Raw genomic sequence first — 21784 nt, forward strand, 5'->3', positions numbered from 1 at the left:
TAAATTATAGACACGGCATTCTCTAAAAGAATCGATATTTCAGAGAATATCAGATTTCAATTAGTCCTTAATATTAAATTTATTAGTATTCTAATCATCTAAAAAATAGTGGTAAATACTCTTTATGCGCTTTTAATAGTTTCTGTAATACAGCTTCTGCTAAATCATCGCTTGGAATAAGCGGGTTAATTGATAAGGCTAATAAAGCCTTATCATAAGAACCTGTTACAGCTGCCTCAGCGCCTACTCTTTCAAATGATTTGATTTGTTGAATTAACCCTTGAACTTGAACTGGTAATTTCCCCATTGTTATAGGAACTGGTCCATTTTTTGTTACAATACAACTGACTTCGACAGCTGAATCATAATCGATTTCGGTAATGGATCCTTTGTTCTGGACATTTAATACTTGAATGTCTTTTTTATCATTATAAATAGAAGAAATAACATTACACGCTGCGTCACTATAATACGCACCACCTCGTTTTTCTAATTGAGGAGGTTTAATGTCAAGTTTTTCATCTTTGTATAAATCAAATAGATCTTCCTCTAGTTTTTTGACAATTTCAGCACGGGTTTGCCCTGATTTAAATGCTTCTAATTCTTCTTCTAAAATATTTTTTGTTTTGTAATAATAACGATGATATGGGCAAGGAACTACACCTAATGACTTCAAAAATCTTGGATTCCAAGGAAGAGGTGCAATATTCTTCATTGTCATTTGGATTTCTGGATTTCCTAGCATATCAAGCACTTTCTCTGTCACTTCCTGATCATCAACGTACACGTGTGTCCCAAACACCATGTGGTTTAATCCAGCAAAATCAATATGTACTCTCCCCATCTCCACACCTAACATTTTTGAAATAGACATATGCATATTAAATGGCACATTACATACACCAATAACCTTTTTATGCTTGCTGTAACGAAGAAGAGCCTCCGTTACCATTCCAGCAGGATTTGTAAAATTAATTAACCATGCATTTGGGCAAAGTTCTTGCATTTCTTCTGCGATTTCTAGAAGCACTGGGATTGTTCGTAATGCTTTAAATAGCCCACCTGCACCATTTGTTTCTTGTCCAATTAATCCCAGTTGTAAAGGAATACGTTCGTCTTTAACTCGAGCATCTAGTAAACCTACTCTCATTTGCGTTGTCACAAAATCAGCACTCTGTAAAGCTTGACGACGGTCTAATGTTAAATGAATTTCCATTGGAACTCCTGCTTTTTCAACCATTCTTCGTGCTAAGGCCCCTACAATTTCAAGTTTTTCTCTTCCTTCCTCAATATCCACTAACCAAATTTCTCTAACTGGTAGCTCATCGTAACGTTTAATGAAACCTTCAATTAATTCTGGCGTGTAACTGGATCCGCCACCAATTGTAGCAATTTTTATTCCTTTTTGCTTTTCCATTTCACTAACACCTCATTTTAGATAACGAACTTTTTCTTTTCATTTACGCATAGACAATAGGGTAACAAATTAGTGCACTCACTACTATTAAAGACAAGAACAAAATTAACGCTTGTTTCTTGTTTTTAAACTTACCTTCAACCAAAGTAATAACAACAGTTAATCCTGCACTGAAGGCAAAGGTATTACCTAGGTACAATGATAATTGTTTATCTATCCCACCTACATTCATTAAAGGATTAAAGATAAGATTAAAAACAAGAATAAAACTAAAAAGTAAAAATGCACTTTTGTAACTAAAAAAGTGAATTTTGGATGTTGAATTCATTTTTATCCCCCTTCTCTTTTCATATTAAAAGGAGCTTGAAGCAATTAGTCCCAAACTCCTTTCAGATATTTTTATAAGGCCACGTTCGTGTCTTCTGTTGTTTCTGTTGTATTTTCTTGTTCTAAAAGCTTTTTATCATACATTTTAAAGAATGGTAGATAAATAGTAACTGAGATTGCAAGATTGACTAATACAAGAATAATTGCTCTCCAATCACCGCCTGTTGAAAGATAGGCACCTATTGGGGCTGGCAATGTCCATGGAACCATTACATACGTTGGATTAACTAATCCTATTGACGTCGCGATGTACGCAAGTGTCGCACCAATTAATGGTGTTATAACAAACGGAATAATTAAGATTGGATTTAGTACAATTGGCATCCCAAAAATAACAGGTTCATTGATGTTAAATATGCTTGGAACAATTGTCGCTCTCGCCATCGTCTTACTATAACTAGATTTTGCTGTTAATAACATAGCAATTACTAACCCTAATGTTGCGCCAGAACCACCAATCCAAATAAACCATTGGAAGAATGTTTCAGGAGCTATGTGAGGGATTGCCTTTCCAGCTGCAACTGCTGCTGAATTATTAGCTAAGTAAACTTCCCAAACTGGACGAGCAACAGCACCTACAACTGATACCCCATGAATACCGAATGCCCAGAAGAATGTTATTAAAAAGACAGGAATTAATACGCCCGGTAATGTATCTCCTGCTTTAATAAGTGGTGCAACAGCTTTATCAACAAGAGAATGTAAATCAATACCTAAGACTACTGTAATTAATGTCATGATAACCAATACGATTGTAACTGGTATTAACGCTTCAAACGAACGGGCTACAGAAGCTGGAACAGACTCTGGCATTTTTATTGTAATATTTTTGTTCTTACATAGACGTAAAGTTTCAACCGCAAATATGGAAACAATCATCCCTACAAAGAGTCCATGTCCGCCAAGATTTGACATTGGCAACACAAAACCTACACCCTCTATCATTTTTACACCTATTGTAAACAAGAAGGCAGCTACCGATAGTAATCCTCCTGATAGAGGATCTAACTTATAACTTTGAGACAAACTATAACCTATTCCAAAAGTAATATATAGGGTCATAATAAACATCGTTAATCGATAGGGTATTAAAATATCTGCGACATGTTTTGCTGCCCATTCACCTATTGCGGAATCTGCTGCTACAGGTGGGAACGCAATAATAAGAAATAAGCTCCCGAAGATGATGAATGGTAGAGCGGAAACTACCCCGTCACGTATTGCACGTAAATGTTTTTGCTCAGACAATTTAGCCATGGGTGTTGAAAGATTATTTTCTAAAAAATCAATAAACTTATTCATTTGCATTTTCCCCTTTAGCCATTTAATGGTTAAACCTATTTGTTAGATTATTACTTTACTAGTTCATTTACTAACTTTAATAGAGTGGGTCCACCCAGAGGACTATACGCTTGAGCTGGGATTACTTGACATGGTACTCCTGCTTCATCTGCAGAGTTTTTAAAACTATCAAAGCGATGTTTGACTTGTGGGGCTACCATTGCAACATCCCAACCGTTACGTACTTCTAAATCAAATTCTTGAGTACCAACTGCCAATACCTCTAAATCTATCCCTTGTTTTCCACCTTCCTTTTTTAAAGCGTTTACAATAATTGCACTTGACATTCCACCAGAACATACGAATAATACCTTCATCTTTATTCCCCCTACTACTTCTTTTTTATTTAATAAACTTTAAATCGCTTTTCTTATAAATCCTTCTGCTGCTTTTAAGCGTTCTACCGCTTCTTCATAAGAAACATTTGTCAAAATCATGACAATAGCAATTTTAGGCTGATTATTTGCCTTTACTAAGTATTCTTCTGCCACTTTGTAACTGCATTCAGTGGCATCCATAATAATACGTTTTGCACGTTCAACTAGCTTTTCATTTGTTAACTGTAAATCTACCATTAAGTTCCCATAAACTTTTCCAATTCCAACCATAGAAGCTGTCGAGAGCATGTTACATACTAATTTTTGAGCCGTTCCGGCTTTTAAGCGAGTAGACCCCGTCAGTACCTCTGGTCCGTTTACAACTTCAATAGCAACTGTGGCAATTTTTCCAATCTCTGACTCTTTATTACAACTTATTGAAACTGTACCTGCCCCAAGTTGATTTGCATAATTTAAACCTGCAATAACATAAGGAGTACGCCCACTTGCAGCAATACCTACTACAACATCCTTACTAGTTAATTGAATTTCCTTTAGATCTTTAAGGCTTAATGTAAAACTATCTTCTGCCCCTTCAACCGCCTTAATAAATGCACCTTCTCCACCTGCGATTAGGCCTATTACTTTACTAGAATCAGTGTTAAACGTTGGTGGACATTCTACAGCATCCAACAATCCAATCCGTCCACTTGTTCCAGCACCTATATAGATTAATCTACCTCCTTGTTTCATTGCTGCAACAATCATCTCTACAGCCTTTGCAATTTGAGGAAGTTCCTTTTGAACACAGTAAGCAACTTTTATGTCTTCTTCATTCATCACCTCCAGTAAATTAAGCGTTTTCATTTCATCTAAAAACATAGTCTTTTCATTGCGACATTCCGTTGTTAAATGTTCTATCATATACACCATCCCTCTACCATTCGTAATCTAATCGCTTTCTTTGATACGACTATAACACCCCTAAAAATAAATTTCAATTATTTTCCGTAAAATTAAAATGAAATTTCAAAACTGTATATACAACTAGAATATTAGCGAGTATAATACATAATTGTTAACGCTTACAAAAGTATAAACTATACGGATCAGAAAGAAATTCATGCTATTGAGTAAAAGTAAATTAACAAGGAACTTAAAAATCTATGTAAAGTAGGTGTAATGATAATGTACATTGTTGGGTTAATGTCTGGAACATCATTAGATGGTATTGATGCTGCGCTTGTACGTGTGAATAATAGCGGCGTAAGGACGGAAATAGACATGATTGAGTTTCTAACATATCCTTTCCCAAAAGATGTTGAAGGAGAAATTATACAGTCTTTGTCTGTAGATACATCTAACGTGCAACTAATTTGTAGTTTAAATTTTAAGCTCGGAAAATTATTTGCAGATGCTACAAAGGAAGTTTGCAAGAAAGCTAAACTACCTTTAGAACAGTTGGACCTTATAGGATCCCATGGACAAACTATTTACCATCAGCCTTTACAAGAACAAAACTGGGTACCCTCAACGCTCCAGATTGGTGAACCTTCGATAATTGCTTATGAAACCAATACAACCGTAATATCTAACTTTCGTACTATGGACATGGCAGCAGGTGGACAAGGCGCTCCTCTGGTACCTTATACCGAATATATTCTTTATCGAAGTGAAACAAAGGGCAGATTGTTACAAAACATAGGAGGTATTGGGAATGTAACTGTTTTGCCTAAGCAAGCTTCACTAAATGATCTGTATGCCTTTGATACAGGTCCTGGGAATATGATTATCGATGAGGTATGTCGCCAATTGTTTAGCGTAGAATACGATGCAGGTGGTAATTTAGCGAAACAAGGAAAAATAAATGAACAGCTCTTATCATACTGTATAAACCATCCTTATATTATGAGCCCTCCACCCAAAACAACAGGTAGAGAATTGTTTGGTAAGCAGTATGTTGACATACTATTAAATAAGTTTAATTCGCTTTCCAGCCACGATATAGTAGCGACTATAACAATGTTCACAGCAAAATCCATTGTAGAGAACTATTGTAAATTCATCTTTCCACAAGTTAAAATCGACGAAGTCATTGTTGGAGGTGGTGGCAGCTATAATAAAACTTTACTCAACATGATTCAATCACTACTTGGGGAATCAATTCAAGTTTATACCCAAGAAGAGTTAGGATACTCTTCGGAGGCTAAAGAAGCTGTAGCATTCGCTCTTCTGGCAAATGAAACCTACCATGGTAACGCAAGTAACGTTCCAAATGCTACAGGTGCAAAAGATGCTGTCATCCTAGGAAATGTATCCTTCCCTCCCTCGAATCAGTGGATTAAGAAAAGAAATTCTATAGAATAAAGTGAATTTTCCATCGCCAAAGAATTTTCTTCATCTCCAGCTGATTATTAGATCTAACCAATCGGGATTTTTCATATTATTTTTTGTACATGATCACTTTAAACGAATTTATTATCTTCACACACTAAATAATACAGTTACTATAATTAACACAAATAGTTTTTAAGTGTCATTACCCTTTTTCATAAGAAATATTGCACTTCCTTGTGTCCATCCATATTTCCCCTTTCGTATAACAATTATGAGAGATAGGTCATTCGTACAAGCCGCACTTGTCCTGCTTACATATCGTATTACGGTAATACGGAAGGAGGAAAGAACATGCATAGAAAAAGATGTTATGATACATGCCAACGTTATTTCGGTAAAGTTGTTCGAATTGAAGATCGGGATGGTCGCATTCACTTAGGCAAAATAATCGATGTAACAAATGATTCCGTTTGGATTGAACCAATGCAGCAGCGCTCATCCTTTGATACAGGGTTCGGATACTATAACGCATATTCAAACGGCGGATGTGATATTTGCGGTGGTATTAGCAGATGTGATAACTGTGGATTTGGATGCGGTGGTGGATTCAGTGGTGGATTTAGTGGCTGTGGGTGCGGTGGTCGTGGGTGCAATAGTTGCGGCGGTGGCTGGGGCCTTGAACTCGGATTTGGCTTTATTTTTGGAATTACTTTGGCTGCATTATTTTTCATCTAACATAGTAAAGAGTTGACTATCTTTAGCCAACTCTTTTTCTCTATTTTTCACATATAAAAATGCGATGTCCTAAAATATGTTGATACATAAGCAGTACTTGTTCGTGTTGCACCCACGCTTCATACAATTCTTCTGGAATAAACGGTGATACATTCCACTCTGGCTCTTCCATATGTCCTGCAACTGTTTCTGCAATAGTTCCGCCACCCGCAATTGTAATTCTTTTAAAATTTGCTGCTTTAAATAAATGAATCCACTCATTCTCAGTTAATACTTCTTTCATACCGTATAACTGTCCAATCTTTTCCTCCTCTTTCTTCTCAATATGTTTTTCGGTAATCATTTCAATGACAACAAGCTTTCCATCCTTCTGTAATACACGATAACATTCCGAAATAACCTTTTCTTTATTTGTAAAAGCGAGTATAGATTCTCCAAGTACAAGCTCAAATGAATCATTTAAACACGGTAATCCTTCTACATCTCCTTGAATCAATTGTATATTCAAACCATCAAACAACCATCTATCTTTCGCTTTTTGAATCATAATTTCATTCTTTTCAACCGCTGTCACTTTATAACCCAATTCTTTTGTCATATACGCCGCTGTTTTCCCCGTGCCACAACCTATCTCAAGGACATTTGTTCCATGTCTAAGTGGCAATTGCGCTAATAATTGTTTTGTTAGCGTAAAGCCACCAGGATGAGCACTCCCTATTCCGTAGTAAGCTAAGAAATCGATGTAAGTATTTCGTTCCATACGATTCTCCCTTTTTTATTTTATATATTCCAGGAAGGAAGAAAAGTGCATAAAAAAAAGGGCGCATCGCGCGCCCTCTCTCTTACTTATCTTCACCAATATATGCCCATTTGTAGCTGTAATCTCCACCAACTGGGTGGTGAATAATACCTTTTACTTTCGCTCTTTGAACTAGAGCATCACCACGTTGGTATAACGGTGCAATTGCAGCATCTTCAAGTAACATTTTTTCAGCTTTCAGTAAGCTATCCCAGCGATCTTTCGTTTTCGTTAATAGCTCGCCTTTACCTTTTTCTACAATTTCATCATATTTCGGATTTGAATATCCAGTTTGGTTATGAGGTCCATTTGTAACGAACATATCAATGAATGTCATTGGATCTAAGTAGTCAGGTCCCCAACCAGCGTAAGATAAATCATAATCTAGATCTGATTCTAATTTTAATTTTTGTTTAAACGGTTGGTTTTTCAAATTCACTGTTAAGCCCGGTAAGTTCTTCTCAAGCTCTCCTTTTAAGAACTCCCCTACTTTTTTCGCGTTATCGCTATCGTAGTTTAATAGCTCAATCGTTACTTGCTCTTTTCCAAGTTCTTTTTTCGCTTTTTCCCAATGCTCTTTTGCTTTCTTCACATCTGTTTTTAAAATATCTCCGTTATCTTTACGGAAGTCTTTTCCATCTGGACTCTTCGCAAATTCTTTTGGTACTAAGTAATCTGCAGGTGTAGATCCGTCATTTAAAATTACATTCGTTAAGCCTTTTTTATCATAGGCCATTGCAATCGCTAAACGTAAATCTTTGCTCTTTAATACTGTATCTTGATTACCACGTTTTTGGTTTAATCGTAAGAAGTACGTTGACGGTGTTTTTTGTGTAAAGAAGTCTGGATTTGATTTATATTTATCAACCATTTCAGATGTAAGTCCCGTACGATCGATTTGTCCACTTTCATATAAGTTTACACGTGTACCGCTATCTTTTACTACGTTAAAGTTGATTTCTTCTAACTTAACTGTTTTATTATCCCAGTATTGTGCATTTTTCTTTAATTTCCAACCTTCTTCATGTTTCCAGTCTGTTAATGTAAACGGTCCGTTATACAACGTTGTATCCGACTCTAAACCGTATTTTTCACCTTTTTCTTTTACGAATTTTTCATTTAACGGATAGAATGTTCCGAATGAAGTTAATTCTACAAAGTAAGGAACTGGATTTTCTAACTCTACTTCTAATGTGTAATCATCTACAGCTTTTACTCCTAACGTATCAAGCTCTGCTTTTCCGTCATTAATTGCTTTTGCGTTCTTGATATCAAACATAATGTATGCATATTCCGCTGCTGTATTTTTATCCACCGCACGTTTCCAAGCAAACACGAAATCTTTCGCTGTTACAGGTTCTCCATTTGACCACTTCGCATTTTTATTTAATGTGAATGTATATTTTTTACCATCATCACTCTTTTTATATGATTCAGCAACCCCTGGTGCTGCTTTATTATCTTTATCAAGTCGATATAAACCTTCCATTACGTTGTTTAAAGCAAGAAACGATACTTGGTCTGTCGCTTTAGAAGAATCCATAGATGGAATCTCTTGACTCTCTGTTAAATTAAGTACTTGCTTTGCTGCTAATTTCCCGCCTTCTTTTTCACTACTTTTCGGCGTTGTGTTCGTCTTTTCTTTTTCCCCTGATCCCGAGCAAGCTGTTAATGCCATACTCATTACTAGAACTGGTGCTACAACCGCTGTTAATTTTGTCATCTTTTTTCTCTTCATTTTTTTGTACCCTCCCCAATTATATGTACGATATTAACATTTAGAGATTCTCTATTAACTTTCGTTATCAGAAAATTCTTATTAATTAATATTCTACTATCTTTTTGAGTTTTGTAAAGTATTTTTGTAAATTTTCTAAATATTTATTCTTTTATTATAGTAACTTGTGGTTTTAACTACTATATGAATTATCCCCCGTCTACTATATGTAAACATATCTCCTCTTATTCTTCTCTATTGCTAAGTTCTATATTTTTCTTATAAAAATGAAATCTCTAACTATCATTCATCTATCCAATTATTGAATTCCTTCTACCATCCTACAGTAGAATATTAAAAGCAACCTCAACATTTCTCAAAAATTCCATGATCCTTATTCTCCTATCCATACAAAAAAAGCATTTCAAAAGCATATTAGCCACTTTTGAAATGCTTTCATGTTATTTCTTTCCGCCATCCTCAGTTACATACGCCCACTTAAAGCTATATTCTGGACTGATGTTGTGTTTCACAATTCCTTTTACATTCGGTTTCATTACATATGATCTTCCTGTTTGATATAAAGGAACTAATCCTGCATCTTCTTCAAGGAATAATTTTTCTGCTTTTCCTAACGTTTCCCAGCGCTTCTTCGGATCAGATAATAATTCATTACCTGCTTTTTGCACCATTTCATCGTATTTTGGATTCGAATAACTCATTTGGTTATACGGGCTCTTCGAGTCAAACATATCAATAAATGTCATTGGATCCGCATAATCTGGGCTCCAGCCTGCATAAGAGATTTCATAATCTTGCGCTGACTCTAATTTTAATTTTTGTTTGAACGGCTGAATTTTCGTATTAATCGTTACACCTTTTAAATTTTTCTCAATTTGATCTTTAACATAATCAGCAATCTTTTTCGCAGTTCCATCATCATAGCTTAGTAATTCAATTGTAACTTGATCTTTTCCAAGTTCCTTTTTCGCTTCTTCCCATGCAGCTGCTGCTTTTTTCGTATCTTGTTTCAGACCATTTTTAAACGTATCTTGGTAATCTTTACCGTCAGGTCCTGTCGCAAGCCCTTTTGGAACCAATTGATCTGTTGCTTTTGATCCATTATTTAAAATAACGTTTGCTAAGCCCTTTTTATCAACTGATAACGCAATTGCTTCACGCAGTTTTTTGCTCTTTAATGGTGTATCTTGTCCGTTACGCTTTTGATTTAAACGTAAGAAGAATGTACTTGATTCTGCATACTCACCGTACTCATCTTTATTCGATTTATATTTATCTACAAACTCTCCTGATAGTAGTGTGAAATCAATTGATCCTGTATCATATAAATTTACTTTCGTAGCAACTTCTTTTACTACACTATAATTAATTTCTTCTAATTTCACAGTCTTATTATCCCAATACTTATCATTTTTCTTCAGCTGCCAACCTTGTTCATGTTTCCACGATGCCATTACAAATGGCCCGTTATACACCGTTGTATCTGCTTCTAAACCGAATTTCTCTCCTTTTTCTTTTACGAACTTTTCATTTAAAGGATAGTATGACGGGAATGCTAATAAATTTAAGAAGTACGGTACCGGTTTTTCTAATTCTACTTCAAGTGTATAATCATCTACCGCTTTTGCACCTAATTCCGTTGCAGGTTTTTCACCTTTATTAATTGCCTCGGCATTTTTTATATAATAAGCAATAAACGCATATTCTGCCGCTGTATTTTTATCAAGTAAGCGCTGCCATCCGTATACGAAATCTTTCGCTGTTACAGGATCTCCATTTGACCATTTCGCATCTTTACGCAGTTTGAACGTATATTTTTTACCATCTTCGCTTTTCGTACTTGATTCTGCAGCAGCCGGAATAGGCTTATTATCTTTATCAAGACGATATAAACCTTCCATTGTGTTCCCTAAAATTTGTGCCCCTAACGTATCAGTAGATTTAGAAGTATCCATCGTCGGAATTTCTTGGTTTTCCGTACGATTTAATACTTGCTTCGCTGCATATTTAATATCAGATTTTTTTTCTTCCCCACTATTAGATGTAGTAGTCGTTTTCTTCTCCCCACCTGACCCAGAGCACGCTGTCAATGCAACGCTCATCGCTAAAACTGGTACTACAACTGCTGTTAACTTTTTCATCTTTTTTCTCTTCATTTTTGTATCCTCCCCAATTATATGTACAATACCAACCCTTGAGAGACCCCTTGCTAACGATTAGTTTTCTGAAAATTATAACTAATATTATTCTACTCTTTTTTTCGCATTTGTAAATAGTTTTATTTTAAATATTCTGATTTTAATCTTCGTAATTTAGTATGATTTATCCCCCATCTACTATATGTCCGTACTATACGCCTTATTCTTCTCTATTTAATTACACTAAAAAAAGCATTCCAAAAGTAGATTAGCCACTTTTGGAATGCTTTTTTAAATTCTATTATTTCCCGTCTTTCTCGGTTACATAAGCCCATTTAAAGCTATACTCTGGACTAATATTATGGTGAACAATGCCTTTTATATTTGGTTGTAAAACGTAAGCATCTCCACGTTGGTATATAGGTACAAGCGCTACATCCTCTTCAAGTAATAATTTCTCTGCTTTTCCTAGTTCTTCCCAACGTTTTTTCGCATCATTCGTTAATTCACCGCCCGCTTTTTTGATCATTTCATCATATTTCGGATCAGAGAAGCTCATTTGGTTATGAGAATGCTTAGAATCAAACATATCTAAGAATGTCATTGGATCTGCATAGTCAGGTCCCCAGCCAGCAAACGAAATATCATAATCTTGCTCAGTTTCTAATTTTAGTTTTTGCTTGAATGGCTGAAGTTTAATATTTACTGTTACACCTTTTAAATTTTTCTCAATTTGATCTTTTATATATTCTCCAACTTTTTTCGCATTACCAGTATCATAGTTTAAAAATTCAATCGTAACTTGATCTTTGCCAAGCTCTTTTTTCGCTTCTTCCCATGCTGCAGCTGCCTTTTTGGAGTCTTGTTTCAGACCATTTTTAAATGTATCTTGGAAATCTTTACCGTCCGGTCCAGTTGCTAAACCTTTTGGTACTAAGAAATCAGCAGGTTGTGAGCCATCATTTAAAATAACAGTTGCTAAATTCTTTTTATCAATTGATAACGCAATTGCTTCACGTAATTTTTTGCTCTTTAACGGTGTATCTTGTCCACCACGTTTTTGATTCAGACGGATGAAATACGTACTCACTTGTGAATATGTTCCAAACTCATCTTTCTTATTTCTATATTTATCGACAAACTCACCATTTAATAAAGCAAAGTCAACTTGACCGCTATCATATAAATTCACACGAGTTGCTTGCTCTTTTACAACGCTATAGTTAATTTCATCTAATTTTACAGTCTTTTTATCCCAATATTGATCATTTTTCTTCAACTTCCAACCTTGCTCATGTTTCCAGTCAGTAAGAACGAACGGTCCATTATAAACTACTGTATCAGATTCTAAACCGTATTTATCCCCTTTTTCTTTTACGAATTTTTCATTTAGTGGATAATACGATGGAAATGCTACTAAGTTTAAGAAATACGGTACCGCTTGCTCTAATTCAACTTCAAGCGTATAATCATCTACCGCTTTCGCTCCTAATTCAGTTACAGGTTTTTCTCCTTTATTAACCGCTTCTGCATTTTTTAGTGGGAATGCGATAAACGCATACTCAGCAGTTGTTTTCGGATCTAATAGACGTTGCCATGCATATACGAAATCTTTCGCAGTTACTGGATCACCATTTGACCATTTTGCATCTTTACGTAGTTTAAATGTATATTTTTTACCATCTTCACTTTTCGTACTAGATTCCGCGGCAGCTGGAGTTGGCTTATTATCTTTATCTAGGCGATATAAACCTTCCATTGTATTTCCTAAAATTTGCGAACCAAGTGTATCCGTATTTTTCGAAGTATCCATCGTTGGAATTTCATTTGTTTCTGTTCGATTTAACACTTGTTTTGCCGCTAATTTTCCCTCTGACTTGCTATCTCCACTTGAGTTTGTACTTGTCTTCTTATCTCCGCCTGATGTAGAACATGCTGTTAATGCCATGCTCATTGCTAAAACCGGTACTACAACTGCTGTTAGTTTTTTCATTTTTTTCTTTTTCATTTTCTGTACCCTCCCTAATTCTAAACGATATCTATTTAAGAATTTTCTGATAATTCTGTTTTTCTTTATATATTTATCAGACGATTCTTACTACCTCTTATTCTACTAATTTTTAAAAATTTGTAAAGTGTTATTATTGAAAATTTTTAAAAAATTATTTTTTTACAGTAATATTCATAAAAATTCTGTATAGTTTTTTAACATCATTTTTTTACCGTTACATATACACTAATTTAATAGTGTTAATTATGTTTTCTAATAAATGGACTGTGGATTGTCGTTAATAAATAATGTATATTTTAAAAATTTCTTTCCTACAAAAACGAAAAAAGCCCACTTTCTCAGTGGACTTTCTAATTTACAACGGTAAATCCCTCTTCCTAAATACTACAATTGCTACTATGAAAATACAAAGCGCTCCAGCAGTTAAGCCTATACTTACCGGCCATATATTATATGTTCCTTCAGCAATTTCTTTCGGACGAAACAATGTAAACAAGGATATATTTCTCATCCATTCTAACTTATCACTTAATTTCCCTACCATATCTAATACGAAAAATAGGATTGTTAAACTTGCTGAATAGCTAAGTGCCTTCCTTTCATCATTACATATACAGGAAAAGAAAAATGAATAGGCACTAACTACTAAAAATATAAGCCCTCCGACTATGTTTATTTTCAAAAATAATTCTTTATTTAAATTATTATCTTTTAAAAACCATTCTGCGCCTAATAAGCCCGCTACGTAAGTAACAATTACAATAATTAGTAATCCCAATATGAGAACAGTAGCTTGTGTAATTGCAATTTGCACCCTGGATACAGGTGTTGCTAATAAATATGCCATCGCCCCTTTATCTACATGACGAGCAATTAAATGCGTTGCAACCGTGACGCAAAAAATTGTTAAAATGATAATAAACAATAGGCTATAATATTCACCAGCTAAAAAATCCATTACATTTTGAATTGGGCTTTCCATTCCAACGATTTTTTTTACACTATCAGGCATGGCACTTATTAATTCATTTAAACCTTTCGCTGAAACCATCGATGGGAATATCCAAATTAATAACCATAAATAAAGAGCTGCACCAGTAGCATAGCTCAATATACTTTTTTGAGTTTCTTTCAAACTAGCTAAAAATAGTTGTTTATTCATGCTTTATCCCTTCTTTCTTCTCGTAATAATGCATAAATAAATGTTCTAAATCCGTCGCTCTCGTTTGAAGTGCCGTTACATTATAGTTTGAAAGTATTTGTAAAACTGTTTGGTAGTTTCCTTGCACAATAATTGACGCCTCTCTACCTTTCACCCCTTCAAATTGCAAATCACATTGTTTAAGAGACTCGATTTCTTCTTGAGATGATACTGTTACATCTATTACTTGTCTTCGCATTCCTTGTAAATCATGAATATCTTCTACGGTTACAAGACGTCCATCTTTAATAATAGCTACTCTGTCACAAGTTCTCTCAATTTCAGTGAAAATATGTGATGACATAAGGATTGTTTTCCCTCTTTGCTTTTCCTCTAATATTAAATCTATAAATACTTGTTGCATCAGTGGATCGAGTCCTGATGTCGGTTCATCTAAAATTAGCACTTCTGGATCATGCATAAATGCCGCAACTATCCCTACTTTTTGTTTCATTCCTTTAGACATTTTTCGAATTGGTGTTTTCACATCGAATTGCAAACGTTCTATCAATTCATCTCGTCTTTTTATATCTTTTAACCCACGCATTCCTTGCATTAAATTTAAAAACTCTAATCCATTCATTCCTTCAATAAAAGAAATTTCTCCTGGTAAATAGCCAACTTCTCTTTGAATTTTCGCAGCATCTTCCCAACAATCTAATCCAAAAATCGTTGCTTTACCAGCTGCTGGTTTTATAAATCCCATTAAATTACGAATCGTTGTTGATTTTCCAGCTCCATTTGGTCCTAAGTAGCCAAAAACTTCCCCTTCTTTCACTTCAAATGTAATATCAAACAAGCCTTTCCCATTTGAAAACTGTTTTGTGACATTTTGAACTGAAATCATAAGTCCACCTCATTTTTTGAAATATTTAATGTGTGATATTTCAAAATTATTGTACTCCTCATCTTTCATATTCGCAACAACTTTTTGAAATATTTATATGTCCATATTTCAAAAATATTGTTTTCAATTATTTTTTCTTGTATATTTTACATGAGGTGATTATATTGAACGGCTTTGAAAAAGTGAAAGAAAAGAAAAAGCGTGCCATTAAAGAGGCAGCCTTCGTATTATTTTCAGAACGTGGATTTAATGAAGTAAAAATAGAACATATTGCAAAAAAAGCAAACGTTTCTCAAGTTACAATTTATAATCATTTTGGAAGTAAAGATGCGTTATTTAGGGAGCTTATACAAGAATTTATAATATCTGAATTTCAATATTATAAAGAGCTTGCGGAAGAAAAATTACCGTTTCATGATATGATGCAAAAAATGATTGTAAGAAAAATGAATACGGGCGGGTTATTTCAACCTGATATGCTACTACAAATGATGCAAAAAGACGAAGAGCTCCGAGAATTTATTTATAGTTATCAACACGAAAAAATCCTGCCTTGGTATTTAGAAATATTAGAACAAGCACAGCGCAAAAATGAAATTAATCCTCATCTTTCAAAAGAAATGATGTTACTGTACATTCAAATGTTCACTAAATTAGGTGATGATTTCGGGGCACAGCTTCTTGAAGGAGATCGAGAAAAACATATACAAGATATAGTTACGATGTTCTTTTACGGACTTTCTGTTCCGCAAAAATAAAAAAGACACTGAATCGTGTCTTTTTTATTTTACCGAAATGACTCTACCAGTTTCACTACTTTCAATTGCCAATTGAATAAGTCTAATAACTTCCAAGCCTTCTTCTGCTGTTACAGGTGGTTTCTCACCATTTACAATACTATCTCTTACACCTTTATAATACATGTCATAACAGCCGACTTCTGTTGGAATACGTACTAACTCTTCTTCTGTTTCTAAAATAGCAAAATTCTCTTCAGGGTCTGCTCCATAACCATTATCCCCTGGCTTCATTCCAGTCTTTAATTGTTCTTCCTGTGAATCCATACCATACTTCACGATAGAACCTTTATCTCCATGCAGTGTAAAATGTGGTCCAGCTTGTTTCACAAAACTACTACTATGTAAAATGACACGCTTTACTCCGTAGTGAAGTACAACATGAAAATAATCATCAATTTCTGCACCTGGTCGTTGTTTTATTACATCTGCATTTATCGCATCTGGTTTCCCGAATAATGATAATGCTTGATCCATTAAATGCGATCCTAAATCATATAAAATTCCTGAACCTGGTAAATTCTTTTCTCTCCAGCGATCACGTACATGTGGGCGGAAACGATCGAAATGCGCTTCATATGCGTATACATTCCCTATTCTATTTTCTTGTAATAATTTCTTTATCGTTAAGAAATCATTATCAAGACGACGGTTGTGATACACACTTAAAACGACATTATGTTGCTTCGCTAATGAAATAAGTTCTTCTCCCTCTTCAATTGAAACAACGAATGGTTTTTCCACAACAACATGCTTACCGTGTACAATCGCTTCTTTTACATATGGAAAATGAGTTGTATTCGGTGAAGTAATGACGACTAAGTCAATATCAGCTCGGTTTACTAATTCATCAATTGTACCAACAACTTCAGCATTTGGTAATGTTTGTTTCACTACTTCTTCTTTTGATGATAAAATAGCACGAATATCATACTCTTCTATCGTTTGTAATAACGGGATGTGAAATGTTGTACTAGAAAATCCAAATCCTACAATCCCTACACCTATTTTTTTCATGCTGCCCCTCCATTTGTGATAACGATTTCATTTCATTATTATAACAAGATTATTTTTATATACATAATGATTTGCTTAGAAAAAAGCATCTTGCTATCATTCATAGCAAGATGCTCCCTTTATTCCGTTCTTTTCTTCGTCCACGTTTCAATTACTTCACCAGTATCATTAACATCTAGTACTAAACTACCGTTACTATACCGGTCTTTATTTCGAAACGCTTTCGGATCAATTTCTTCTACAATGTGTTTCTCTGTCTTCATGTAAACTAATTCGTCATCTCGAACAATTTCAATACCGACAATGCGGTACGGATTACGTTTTAACTCTTTAAAAATTACAAGGCCTCGCTTCGCCCTCGTTGATTTCTCAATTTCCGATGCCTTTATACGTTTCACAGCACCGCGCTGCGTAACGAGAATAAGTTGATCTTTTTCACCATTTAACGGTTTACCAGAAGCAACGTAGTCATCCTCTTTTAAGTTAATTGCTTTCACACCAGCTGCTCTTACACCAACTGGACTTACTTCTTCTTCATTGAATACAAGTGCATATGCACCATGTGTTGCAAGAACAATATCACTTGTCCCATCTGTCGCAAATATATCAACAACTTCATCATCTTTTTTCAAGTTTACAGCAACGAACGCCCGTGAATAACGCTGCACTTTATATTGGTTTAATTCTGTTTTCTTAATCATACCGTTTCGTGTAACAAATACGATAAATCGTTTTTCTTCTTCAAAATTCGGTACGACTGTTGCCCAAATTAACGATTCATCTCGCTCGAGTGAAACAAGATTCGCAACGTGTTGACCCAAATCTTTCCAACGAATTTCTGGCATTTCATACACAGGAAGATAAATATAATTTCCTTTGTTCGTAAATAAAAGAACGGTTTCTGTCGTGTTTGTATCGAAACGCTCAAGTAAGATGTCACCCTCTTTCATACCGAAGTATTTCCCGTTCGATGCATTATGCGAACGCCAACCTGTTCGTTTCACATAGCCTTCTTTCGTTACAGTAACGATGACATCTTCTTGCGGAATCATAACTTCCACATCAATTTTAATTTCTTCAATTTCCTCTTCAATTATCGCACGGCGATTATCACTATATGTTTTCTTTACTCTCTTCAAATCTGTTTTAATAACTTGAAAAAGTCTTTTTTCACTTTGTAGAATCGTCTGTAACTCTATAATTTTCTTACTAAGTTCCGCTGCTTCTTGCTCTAGTGCTGTAATATCTGTATTCGTTAAACGATATAATTGCAGTGAAACAATTGCTTCTGACTGCGCCTCTGTAAATCCAAATTTCGCACTTAAATTATCTTTCGCATTACGCTTATCTTTAGACCCACGGATCGTTTCAATCACTTCATCTAAAATTGATAATGCTTTCTTTAAACCTTCTACAATATGTTGACGATTTTCTGCTTTTCGTAATTCATATTGTGAACGTCTCGTAACAACTTCTTTCTGATGCCCAATATATGCATCCAAAATCTTAGGTAATGTCATAAGTGTCGGACGACGATTATTTATCGCTACCATATTAAAGTTGTATGGAATTTGCAAATCTGTATTTTTATATAAATAATTTAAAATACCTTCAGCATTCGCTTCTTTTTTTAATTCTACAACGATACGAAGACCTGTACGATCTGTCTCATCACGTACTTCAGCAATTCCATCTAGCTTTTTATCTATACGTAATTCATCCATTTTCTTAACAAGATTCGCTTTATTTACTTCATACGGAATTTCTGTAATAACGATTTGTTGCTTCCCGCCACGAATCGTTTCAACCTCTGCTTTTCCGCGAATAATAATTTTACCTTTACCTGTTTCATACGCTTTTTTAATGCCATCTATCCCTTGTATAATACCACCTGTAGGGAAATCTGGTCCTTTAATAACTGTTAACAAGTCCTCCACAGAACTATTCGGTTGATCGATACGCATCATTGTAGCATCAATTACTTCTCCAAGATGATGCGGTGGAATTTCTGTTGCATAACCAGCGGAAATCCCTGTAGATCCGTTCACTAATAAGTTCGGGAACATTGCCGGTAATACAACAGGTTCTTCACTCGTATCATCAAAGTTTGACACGAATTCTACTGTTTCTTTATCAAGATCACGTAATAACTCAGATGCGATTGGTGATAAACGTGCTTCCGTATAACGCATTGCCGCTGCTGGATCCCCATCAACACTACCGTTATTTCCGTGCATTTCAACTAAAACATTACGTACTTTCCAAGTTTGACTTAAACGGACCATCGCCTCATATACAGAGGAATCACCATGTGGATGATAATTACCGATAACATTACCTACTGTTTTAGCTGATTTACGAAACGCTTTATCATGTACGTTTCCTTCTACATACATAGAATATAAAATACGTCTTTGTACCGGTTTTAAACCGTCACGCGCATCTGGAAGCGCGCGGTCTTGAATAATATATTTACTATAACGTGCAAAGCGGTCACCTAACACGTCTTCAAGCGGGAGGTCATGAAACTTCTCTGCCTGCATGTTATTCCACCTCCGTCTCCATAATCATTTCATTTTCTAAAATATTTCCTTCTTCTTGCATACCAAATTGTACATTACGCTCAATCCATTTACGGCGAGGTTCTACTTTATCCCCCATCAATGTCGTAACTCGGCGCTCAGCTCTTGATGCATCGTCAATTTTCACACGAATTAACGTACGTGTTTCAGGGTTCATCGTTGTTTCCCATAATTGATCGGCATTCATTTCGCCAAGTCCTTTATAGCGCTGCAACATATAGCCTTTACCGACCTTTTTCGTTACACCACCTAATTCTTCATCAGACCATGCATATTCAATTACTTCACTTTTCCCTTTTCCTTTACTTACTTTATATAAAGGTGGAAGCGCGATAAATACTTTACCAGCTTCAATAAGTGGTTTCATGTAACGGTAGAAGAACGTCAGTAGTAACACTTGAATATGTGCTCCATCCGTATCTGCATCGGTCATAATAACAACTTTATCGTAGTTAATATCTTCAACAGCGAACTCATTCCCTACGCCGCCGCCAATTGCGTAAATAATCGTATTGATCTCTTCATTCTTAAAAATATCAGCAAGCTTTGCTTTTTCCGTGTTAATTACTTTACCACGTAATGGTAGCACCGCTTGGAAACGGCGATCTCGCCCTTGCTTTGCTGAACCACCAGCCGAGTCACCCTCTACTAAATACAATTCGTTTTTCTGAGGATTACGTGATTGCGCAGGTGTTAACTTCCCGCTTAAAGTACCTTCTGATTTTTTCTTCTTCTTACCAGTACGTGCTTCTTCTCTCGCTTTACGAGCAGCCTCACGTGCTTGCGCTGCTTTAATCGCCTTTCTCACAAGAAGTGTAGCTACATCTGGGTTTTCTTCTAAAAAGTAAGCTAAATGCTCAGATACAATTGCATCAATTGAAGAACGAGCTTCACTTGTACCTAGTTTCCCTTTCGTTTGCCCTTCAAACTGGAGTACGTCTTCTGGTACACGTACAGAAACAATCGAAGCTAATCCTTCACGAATATCTGTACCCTCTAAATTTTTGTCTTTTTCTTTTAATAAAGAAACTTTACGAGCATACTCATTGAACACACGTGTCATTGCTGTTTTAAATCCAGCTTCGTGTGTACCACCGTCTTTTGTACGTACATTATTTACAAACGAAAGAATGTTTTCTGAGTAACCATCATTAAACTGAAACGCTAACTCTGCTTCAATTCCATTTTGCTCACCCGAGAAATATACAACTGGATGAATCGAATCTTTCTCTTCGTTTAAGTATGAAACGAAAGCCTCAATTCCTGTTTCATAATGAAACACATCTTCTAAATCATTACGTTCATCTTTTATCGAGATTTTCATTCCTTTTAATAAGAATGCAGATTCACGTAATCTCTCACATAATGTTTCATAATTATAATTTGTTGTGCTGAAAATAGTTGTATCTGGTTTGAAGTGCATCGTTGTACCAGACTCTTTCGTTTTCCCGATTTTCTCTAACGTCGTTGCAGGAGTACCACCATTTTCAAAGCGTTGTTCATAAATGCTACCATCACGCTTAATCGTTACTACTAGCCATTCTGACAAGGCGTTTACAACTGATGCCCCAACACCGTGTAAACCACCACTCGTTTTATAGCCTCCTTGGCCAAACTTACCACCAGCATGAAGTACAGTTAAAATAACTTCAGGTGTCGGTTTTCCAAGCTTATGCATTCCCGTAGGCATTCCTCGCCCTTTATCAATTACGCTAATACTATTATCTTTATGTATTACGACAGAAATTTCGTCGCCAAATCCCGCTAATGCTTCATCAACGGAGTTATCTACTATTTCATATACTAAATGATGCAATCCACGGCTATCCGTACTCCCGATATACATACCCGGGCGTTTTCGAACGGCTTCAAGTCCTTCTAACACTTGAATTGCATCTTCATTATATTGGAACTGATGCTTAACCAAACTCCTTGCCCCTTTCCTAATCAAATAAGAACATATGTTTCTATTATAGAATAACGCCTCGACTATAGTTTTGGCAAGTTATCTTATCTCTTTTATATACTATTTTCAATAGAAAAATCCTTGTTTTTTTCACAAGGATTCCTCTAGGCTACTATTTCAGAAAAATAATCGTTTGTCAACGAGAAATGGATAT

The 21784-nt window shown here is 35.3% G+C and carries 17 protein-coding genes; 3 read left to right on the forward strand and 14 right to left on the reverse strand.

Features of this window, described 5'->3' with window-relative positions:
* Window positions 1–94: 94 nt before the first annotated feature.
* The 5 genes from NSQ47_RS11270 to murQ all read right to left on the reverse strand — a co-directional run bounded on the left by NSQ47_RS11270 (window position 95) and on the right by murQ (window position 4386).
* Complete coding sequence (locus tag NSQ47_RS11270; RefSeq protein ID WP_002111102.1) at window positions 95–1417, reverse strand: 6-phospho-beta-glucosidase; 1323 nt, start codon at window positions 1415–1417, stop codon at window positions 95–97.
* 43 nt (window positions 1418–1460) lie between these two features.
* Complete coding sequence (locus NSQ47_RS11275; protein WP_002111103.1) at window positions 1461–1745, reverse strand: hypothetical protein; 285 nt, start codon at window positions 1743–1745, stop codon at window positions 1461–1463.
* Window positions 1746–1816: 71 nt separating this feature from the next.
* A complete protein-coding gene (locus NSQ47_RS11280; RefSeq protein ID WP_078181166.1) occupies window positions 1817–3106 on the reverse strand; it encodes a PTS sugar transporter subunit IIC in 1290 nt (429 codons plus the stop codon).
* A gap of 50 nt (window positions 3107–3156) precedes the next feature.
* A complete protein-coding gene (locus NSQ47_RS11285) occupies window positions 3157–3462 on the reverse strand; it encodes a PTS sugar transporter subunit IIB (protein WP_002111105.1) in 306 nt (101 codons plus the stop codon).
* Window positions 3463–3501: 39 nt separating this feature from the next.
* Entirely contained in the window at window positions 3502–4386 is an 885-nt protein-coding gene (gene murQ, locus NSQ47_RS11290; RefSeq protein ID WP_002199706.1) for an N-acetylmuramic acid 6-phosphate etherase, read from the reverse strand.
* A gap of 264 nt (window positions 4387–4650) precedes the next feature.
* Between murQ and anmK the strand changes: the two genes are divergently transcribed.
* Together anmK and NSQ47_RS11300 are read left to right on the forward strand one after the other, a co-directional pair.
* Window positions 4651–5829, forward strand: a complete 1179-nt coding sequence (anmK, locus tag NSQ47_RS11295) for an anhydro-N-acetylmuramic acid kinase AnmK (RefSeq protein WP_341036934.1) — start codon at window positions 4651–4653, stop codon at window positions 5827–5829.
* Between the two features lie 321 nt (window positions 5830–6150).
* Window positions 6151–6534 carry a hypothetical protein gene (locus tag NSQ47_RS11300; protein WP_002111108.1) on the forward strand — a complete coding sequence of 128 codons (384 nt, stop codon included), beginning with the start codon at window positions 6151–6153 and terminating at the stop codon, window positions 6532–6534.
* Between the two features lie 40 nt (window positions 6535–6574).
* On the opposite strand, the gene NSQ47_RS11305 is transcribed toward NSQ47_RS11300, so the two are convergent.
* The 6 genes from NSQ47_RS11305 to NSQ47_RS11330 form a co-directional block, all read right to left on the reverse strand.
* Window positions 6575–7294, reverse strand: coding sequence for a class I SAM-dependent methyltransferase (locus tag NSQ47_RS11305; RefSeq protein ID WP_002160947.1), 720 nt, complete (start codon window positions 7292–7294; stop codon window positions 6575–6577).
* A gap of 82 nt (window positions 7295–7376) precedes the next feature.
* Window positions 7377–9071: a peptide ABC transporter substrate-binding protein gene (locus tag NSQ47_RS11310; RefSeq protein WP_341036938.1), complete on the reverse strand. Its 1695-nt coding sequence runs from the start codon at window positions 9069–9071 to the stop codon at window positions 7377–7379.
* A gap of 440 nt (window positions 9072–9511) precedes the next feature.
* Complete coding sequence (locus NSQ47_RS11315) at window positions 9512–11227, reverse strand: peptide ABC transporter substrate-binding protein (protein WP_341036940.1); 1716 nt, start codon at window positions 11225–11227, stop codon at window positions 9512–9514.
* A 283-nt stretch (window positions 11228–11510) separates the two neighbouring features.
* Entirely contained in the window at window positions 11511–13217 is a 1707-nt protein-coding gene (locus NSQ47_RS11320; RefSeq protein WP_002160944.1) for a peptide ABC transporter substrate-binding protein, read from the reverse strand.
* Between the two features lie 358 nt (window positions 13218–13575).
* Window positions 13576–14382: an ABC transporter permease subunit gene (locus tag NSQ47_RS11325; protein WP_341036942.1), complete on the reverse strand. Its 807-nt coding sequence runs from the start codon at window positions 14380–14382 to the stop codon at window positions 13576–13578.
* Window positions 14375–15268, reverse strand: coding sequence for an ABC transporter ATP-binding protein (locus NSQ47_RS11330; protein WP_078180407.1), 894 nt, complete (start codon window positions 15266–15268; stop codon window positions 14375–14377). Before NSQ47_RS11330 ends, NSQ47_RS11325 begins: the two co-directional genes overlap by 8 nt.
* Window positions 15269–15432: 164 nt before the next feature.
* On the opposite strand from NSQ47_RS11330, the gene NSQ47_RS11335 reads away from it, so the two are divergent.
* Window positions 15433–16026, forward strand: a complete 594-nt coding sequence (locus NSQ47_RS11335; protein WP_002160937.1) for a TetR/AcrR family transcriptional regulator — start codon at window positions 15433–15435, stop codon at window positions 16024–16026.
* 24 nt (window positions 16027–16050) lie between these two features.
* Here NSQ47_RS11335 and NSQ47_RS11340 read toward each other — a convergent pair whose 3' ends face one another.
* The 3 genes from NSQ47_RS11340 to parE form a co-directional block, all read right to left on the reverse strand.
* Window positions 16051–17082: an oxidoreductase gene (locus NSQ47_RS11340; protein WP_002160936.1), complete on the reverse strand. Its 1032-nt coding sequence runs from the start codon at window positions 17080–17082 to the stop codon at window positions 16051–16053.
* Between the two features lie 119 nt (window positions 17083–17201).
* Complete coding sequence (gene parC / locus NSQ47_RS11345) at window positions 17202–19625, reverse strand: DNA topoisomerase IV subunit A (RefSeq protein ID WP_002160935.1); 2424 nt, start codon at window positions 19623–19625, stop codon at window positions 17202–17204.
* Window position 19626: 1 nt separating this feature from the next.
* Window positions 19627–21591, reverse strand: a complete 1965-nt coding sequence (parE, locus tag NSQ47_RS11350) for a DNA topoisomerase IV subunit B (RefSeq protein WP_002160934.1) — start codon at window positions 21589–21591, stop codon at window positions 19627–19629.
* Between the last annotated feature and the right edge of the window lie 193 nt (window positions 21592–21784).

It is taken from the genome of Bacillus sp. FSL R10-2780 (assembly GCF_038006125.1).
GTDB classification, from domain to species: domain Bacteria; phylum Bacillota; class Bacilli; order Bacillales; family Bacillaceae_G; genus Bacillus_A; species Bacillus_A cereus_U.

Excerpts from the sequence above, each read along its gene's own strand:
- NSQ47_RS11270 (WP_002111102.1), bottom strand. The coding sequence starts at position 1,417 with ATGGAAAAGCAAAAAGGAATAAAAATTGCTACAATTGGTGGCGGATCC.
- NSQ47_RS11275 (WP_002111103.1), bottom strand. The coding sequence starts at position 1,745 with ATGAATTCAACATCCAAAATTCACTTTTTTAGTTACAAAAGTGCATTT.
- NSQ47_RS11280 (WP_078181166.1), bottom strand. The coding sequence starts at position 3,106 with ATGAATAAGTTTATTGATTTTTTAGAAAATAATCTTTCAACACCCATG.
- NSQ47_RS11285 (WP_002111105.1), bottom strand. The coding sequence starts at position 3,462 with ATGAAGGTATTATTCGTATGTTCTGGTGGAATGTCAAGTGCAATTATT.
- murQ (WP_002199706.1), bottom strand. The coding sequence starts at position 4,386 with ATGATAGAACATTTAACAACGGAATGTCGCAATGAAAAGACTATGTTT.
- anmK (WP_341036934.1), top strand. The coding sequence starts at position 4,651 with ATGTACATTGTTGGGTTAATGTCTGGAACATCATTAGATGGTATTGAT.
- NSQ47_RS11300 (WP_002111108.1), top strand. The coding sequence starts at position 6,151 with ATGCATAGAAAAAGATGTTATGATACATGCCAACGTTATTTCGGTAAA.
- NSQ47_RS11305 (WP_002160947.1), bottom strand. The coding sequence starts at position 7,294 with ATGGAACGAAATACTTACATCGATTTCTTAGCTTACTACGGAATAGGG.
- NSQ47_RS11310 (WP_341036938.1), bottom strand. The coding sequence starts at position 9,071 with ATGAAGAGAAAAAAGATGACAAAATTAACAGCGGTTGTAGCACCAGTT.
- NSQ47_RS11315 (WP_341036940.1), bottom strand. The coding sequence starts at position 11,227 with ATGAAGAGAAAAAAGATGAAAAAGTTAACAGCAGTTGTAGTACCAGTT.
- NSQ47_RS11320 (WP_002160944.1), bottom strand. The coding sequence starts at position 13,217 with ATGAAAAAGAAAAAAATGAAAAAACTAACAGCAGTTGTAGTACCGGTT.
- NSQ47_RS11325 (WP_341036942.1), bottom strand. The coding sequence starts at position 14,382 with ATGAATAAACAACTATTTTTAGCTAGTTTGAAAGAAACTCAAAAAAGT.
- NSQ47_RS11330 (WP_078180407.1), bottom strand. The coding sequence starts at position 15,268 with ATGATTTCAGTTCAAAATGTCACAAAACAGTTTTCAAATGGGAAAGGC.
- NSQ47_RS11340 (WP_002160936.1), bottom strand. The coding sequence starts at position 17,082 with ATGAAAAAAATAGGTGTAGGGATTGTAGGATTTGGATTTTCTAGTACA.
- parC (WP_002160935.1), bottom strand. The coding sequence starts at position 19,625 with ATGCAGGCAGAGAAGTTTCATGACCTCCCGCTTGAAGACGTGTTAGGT.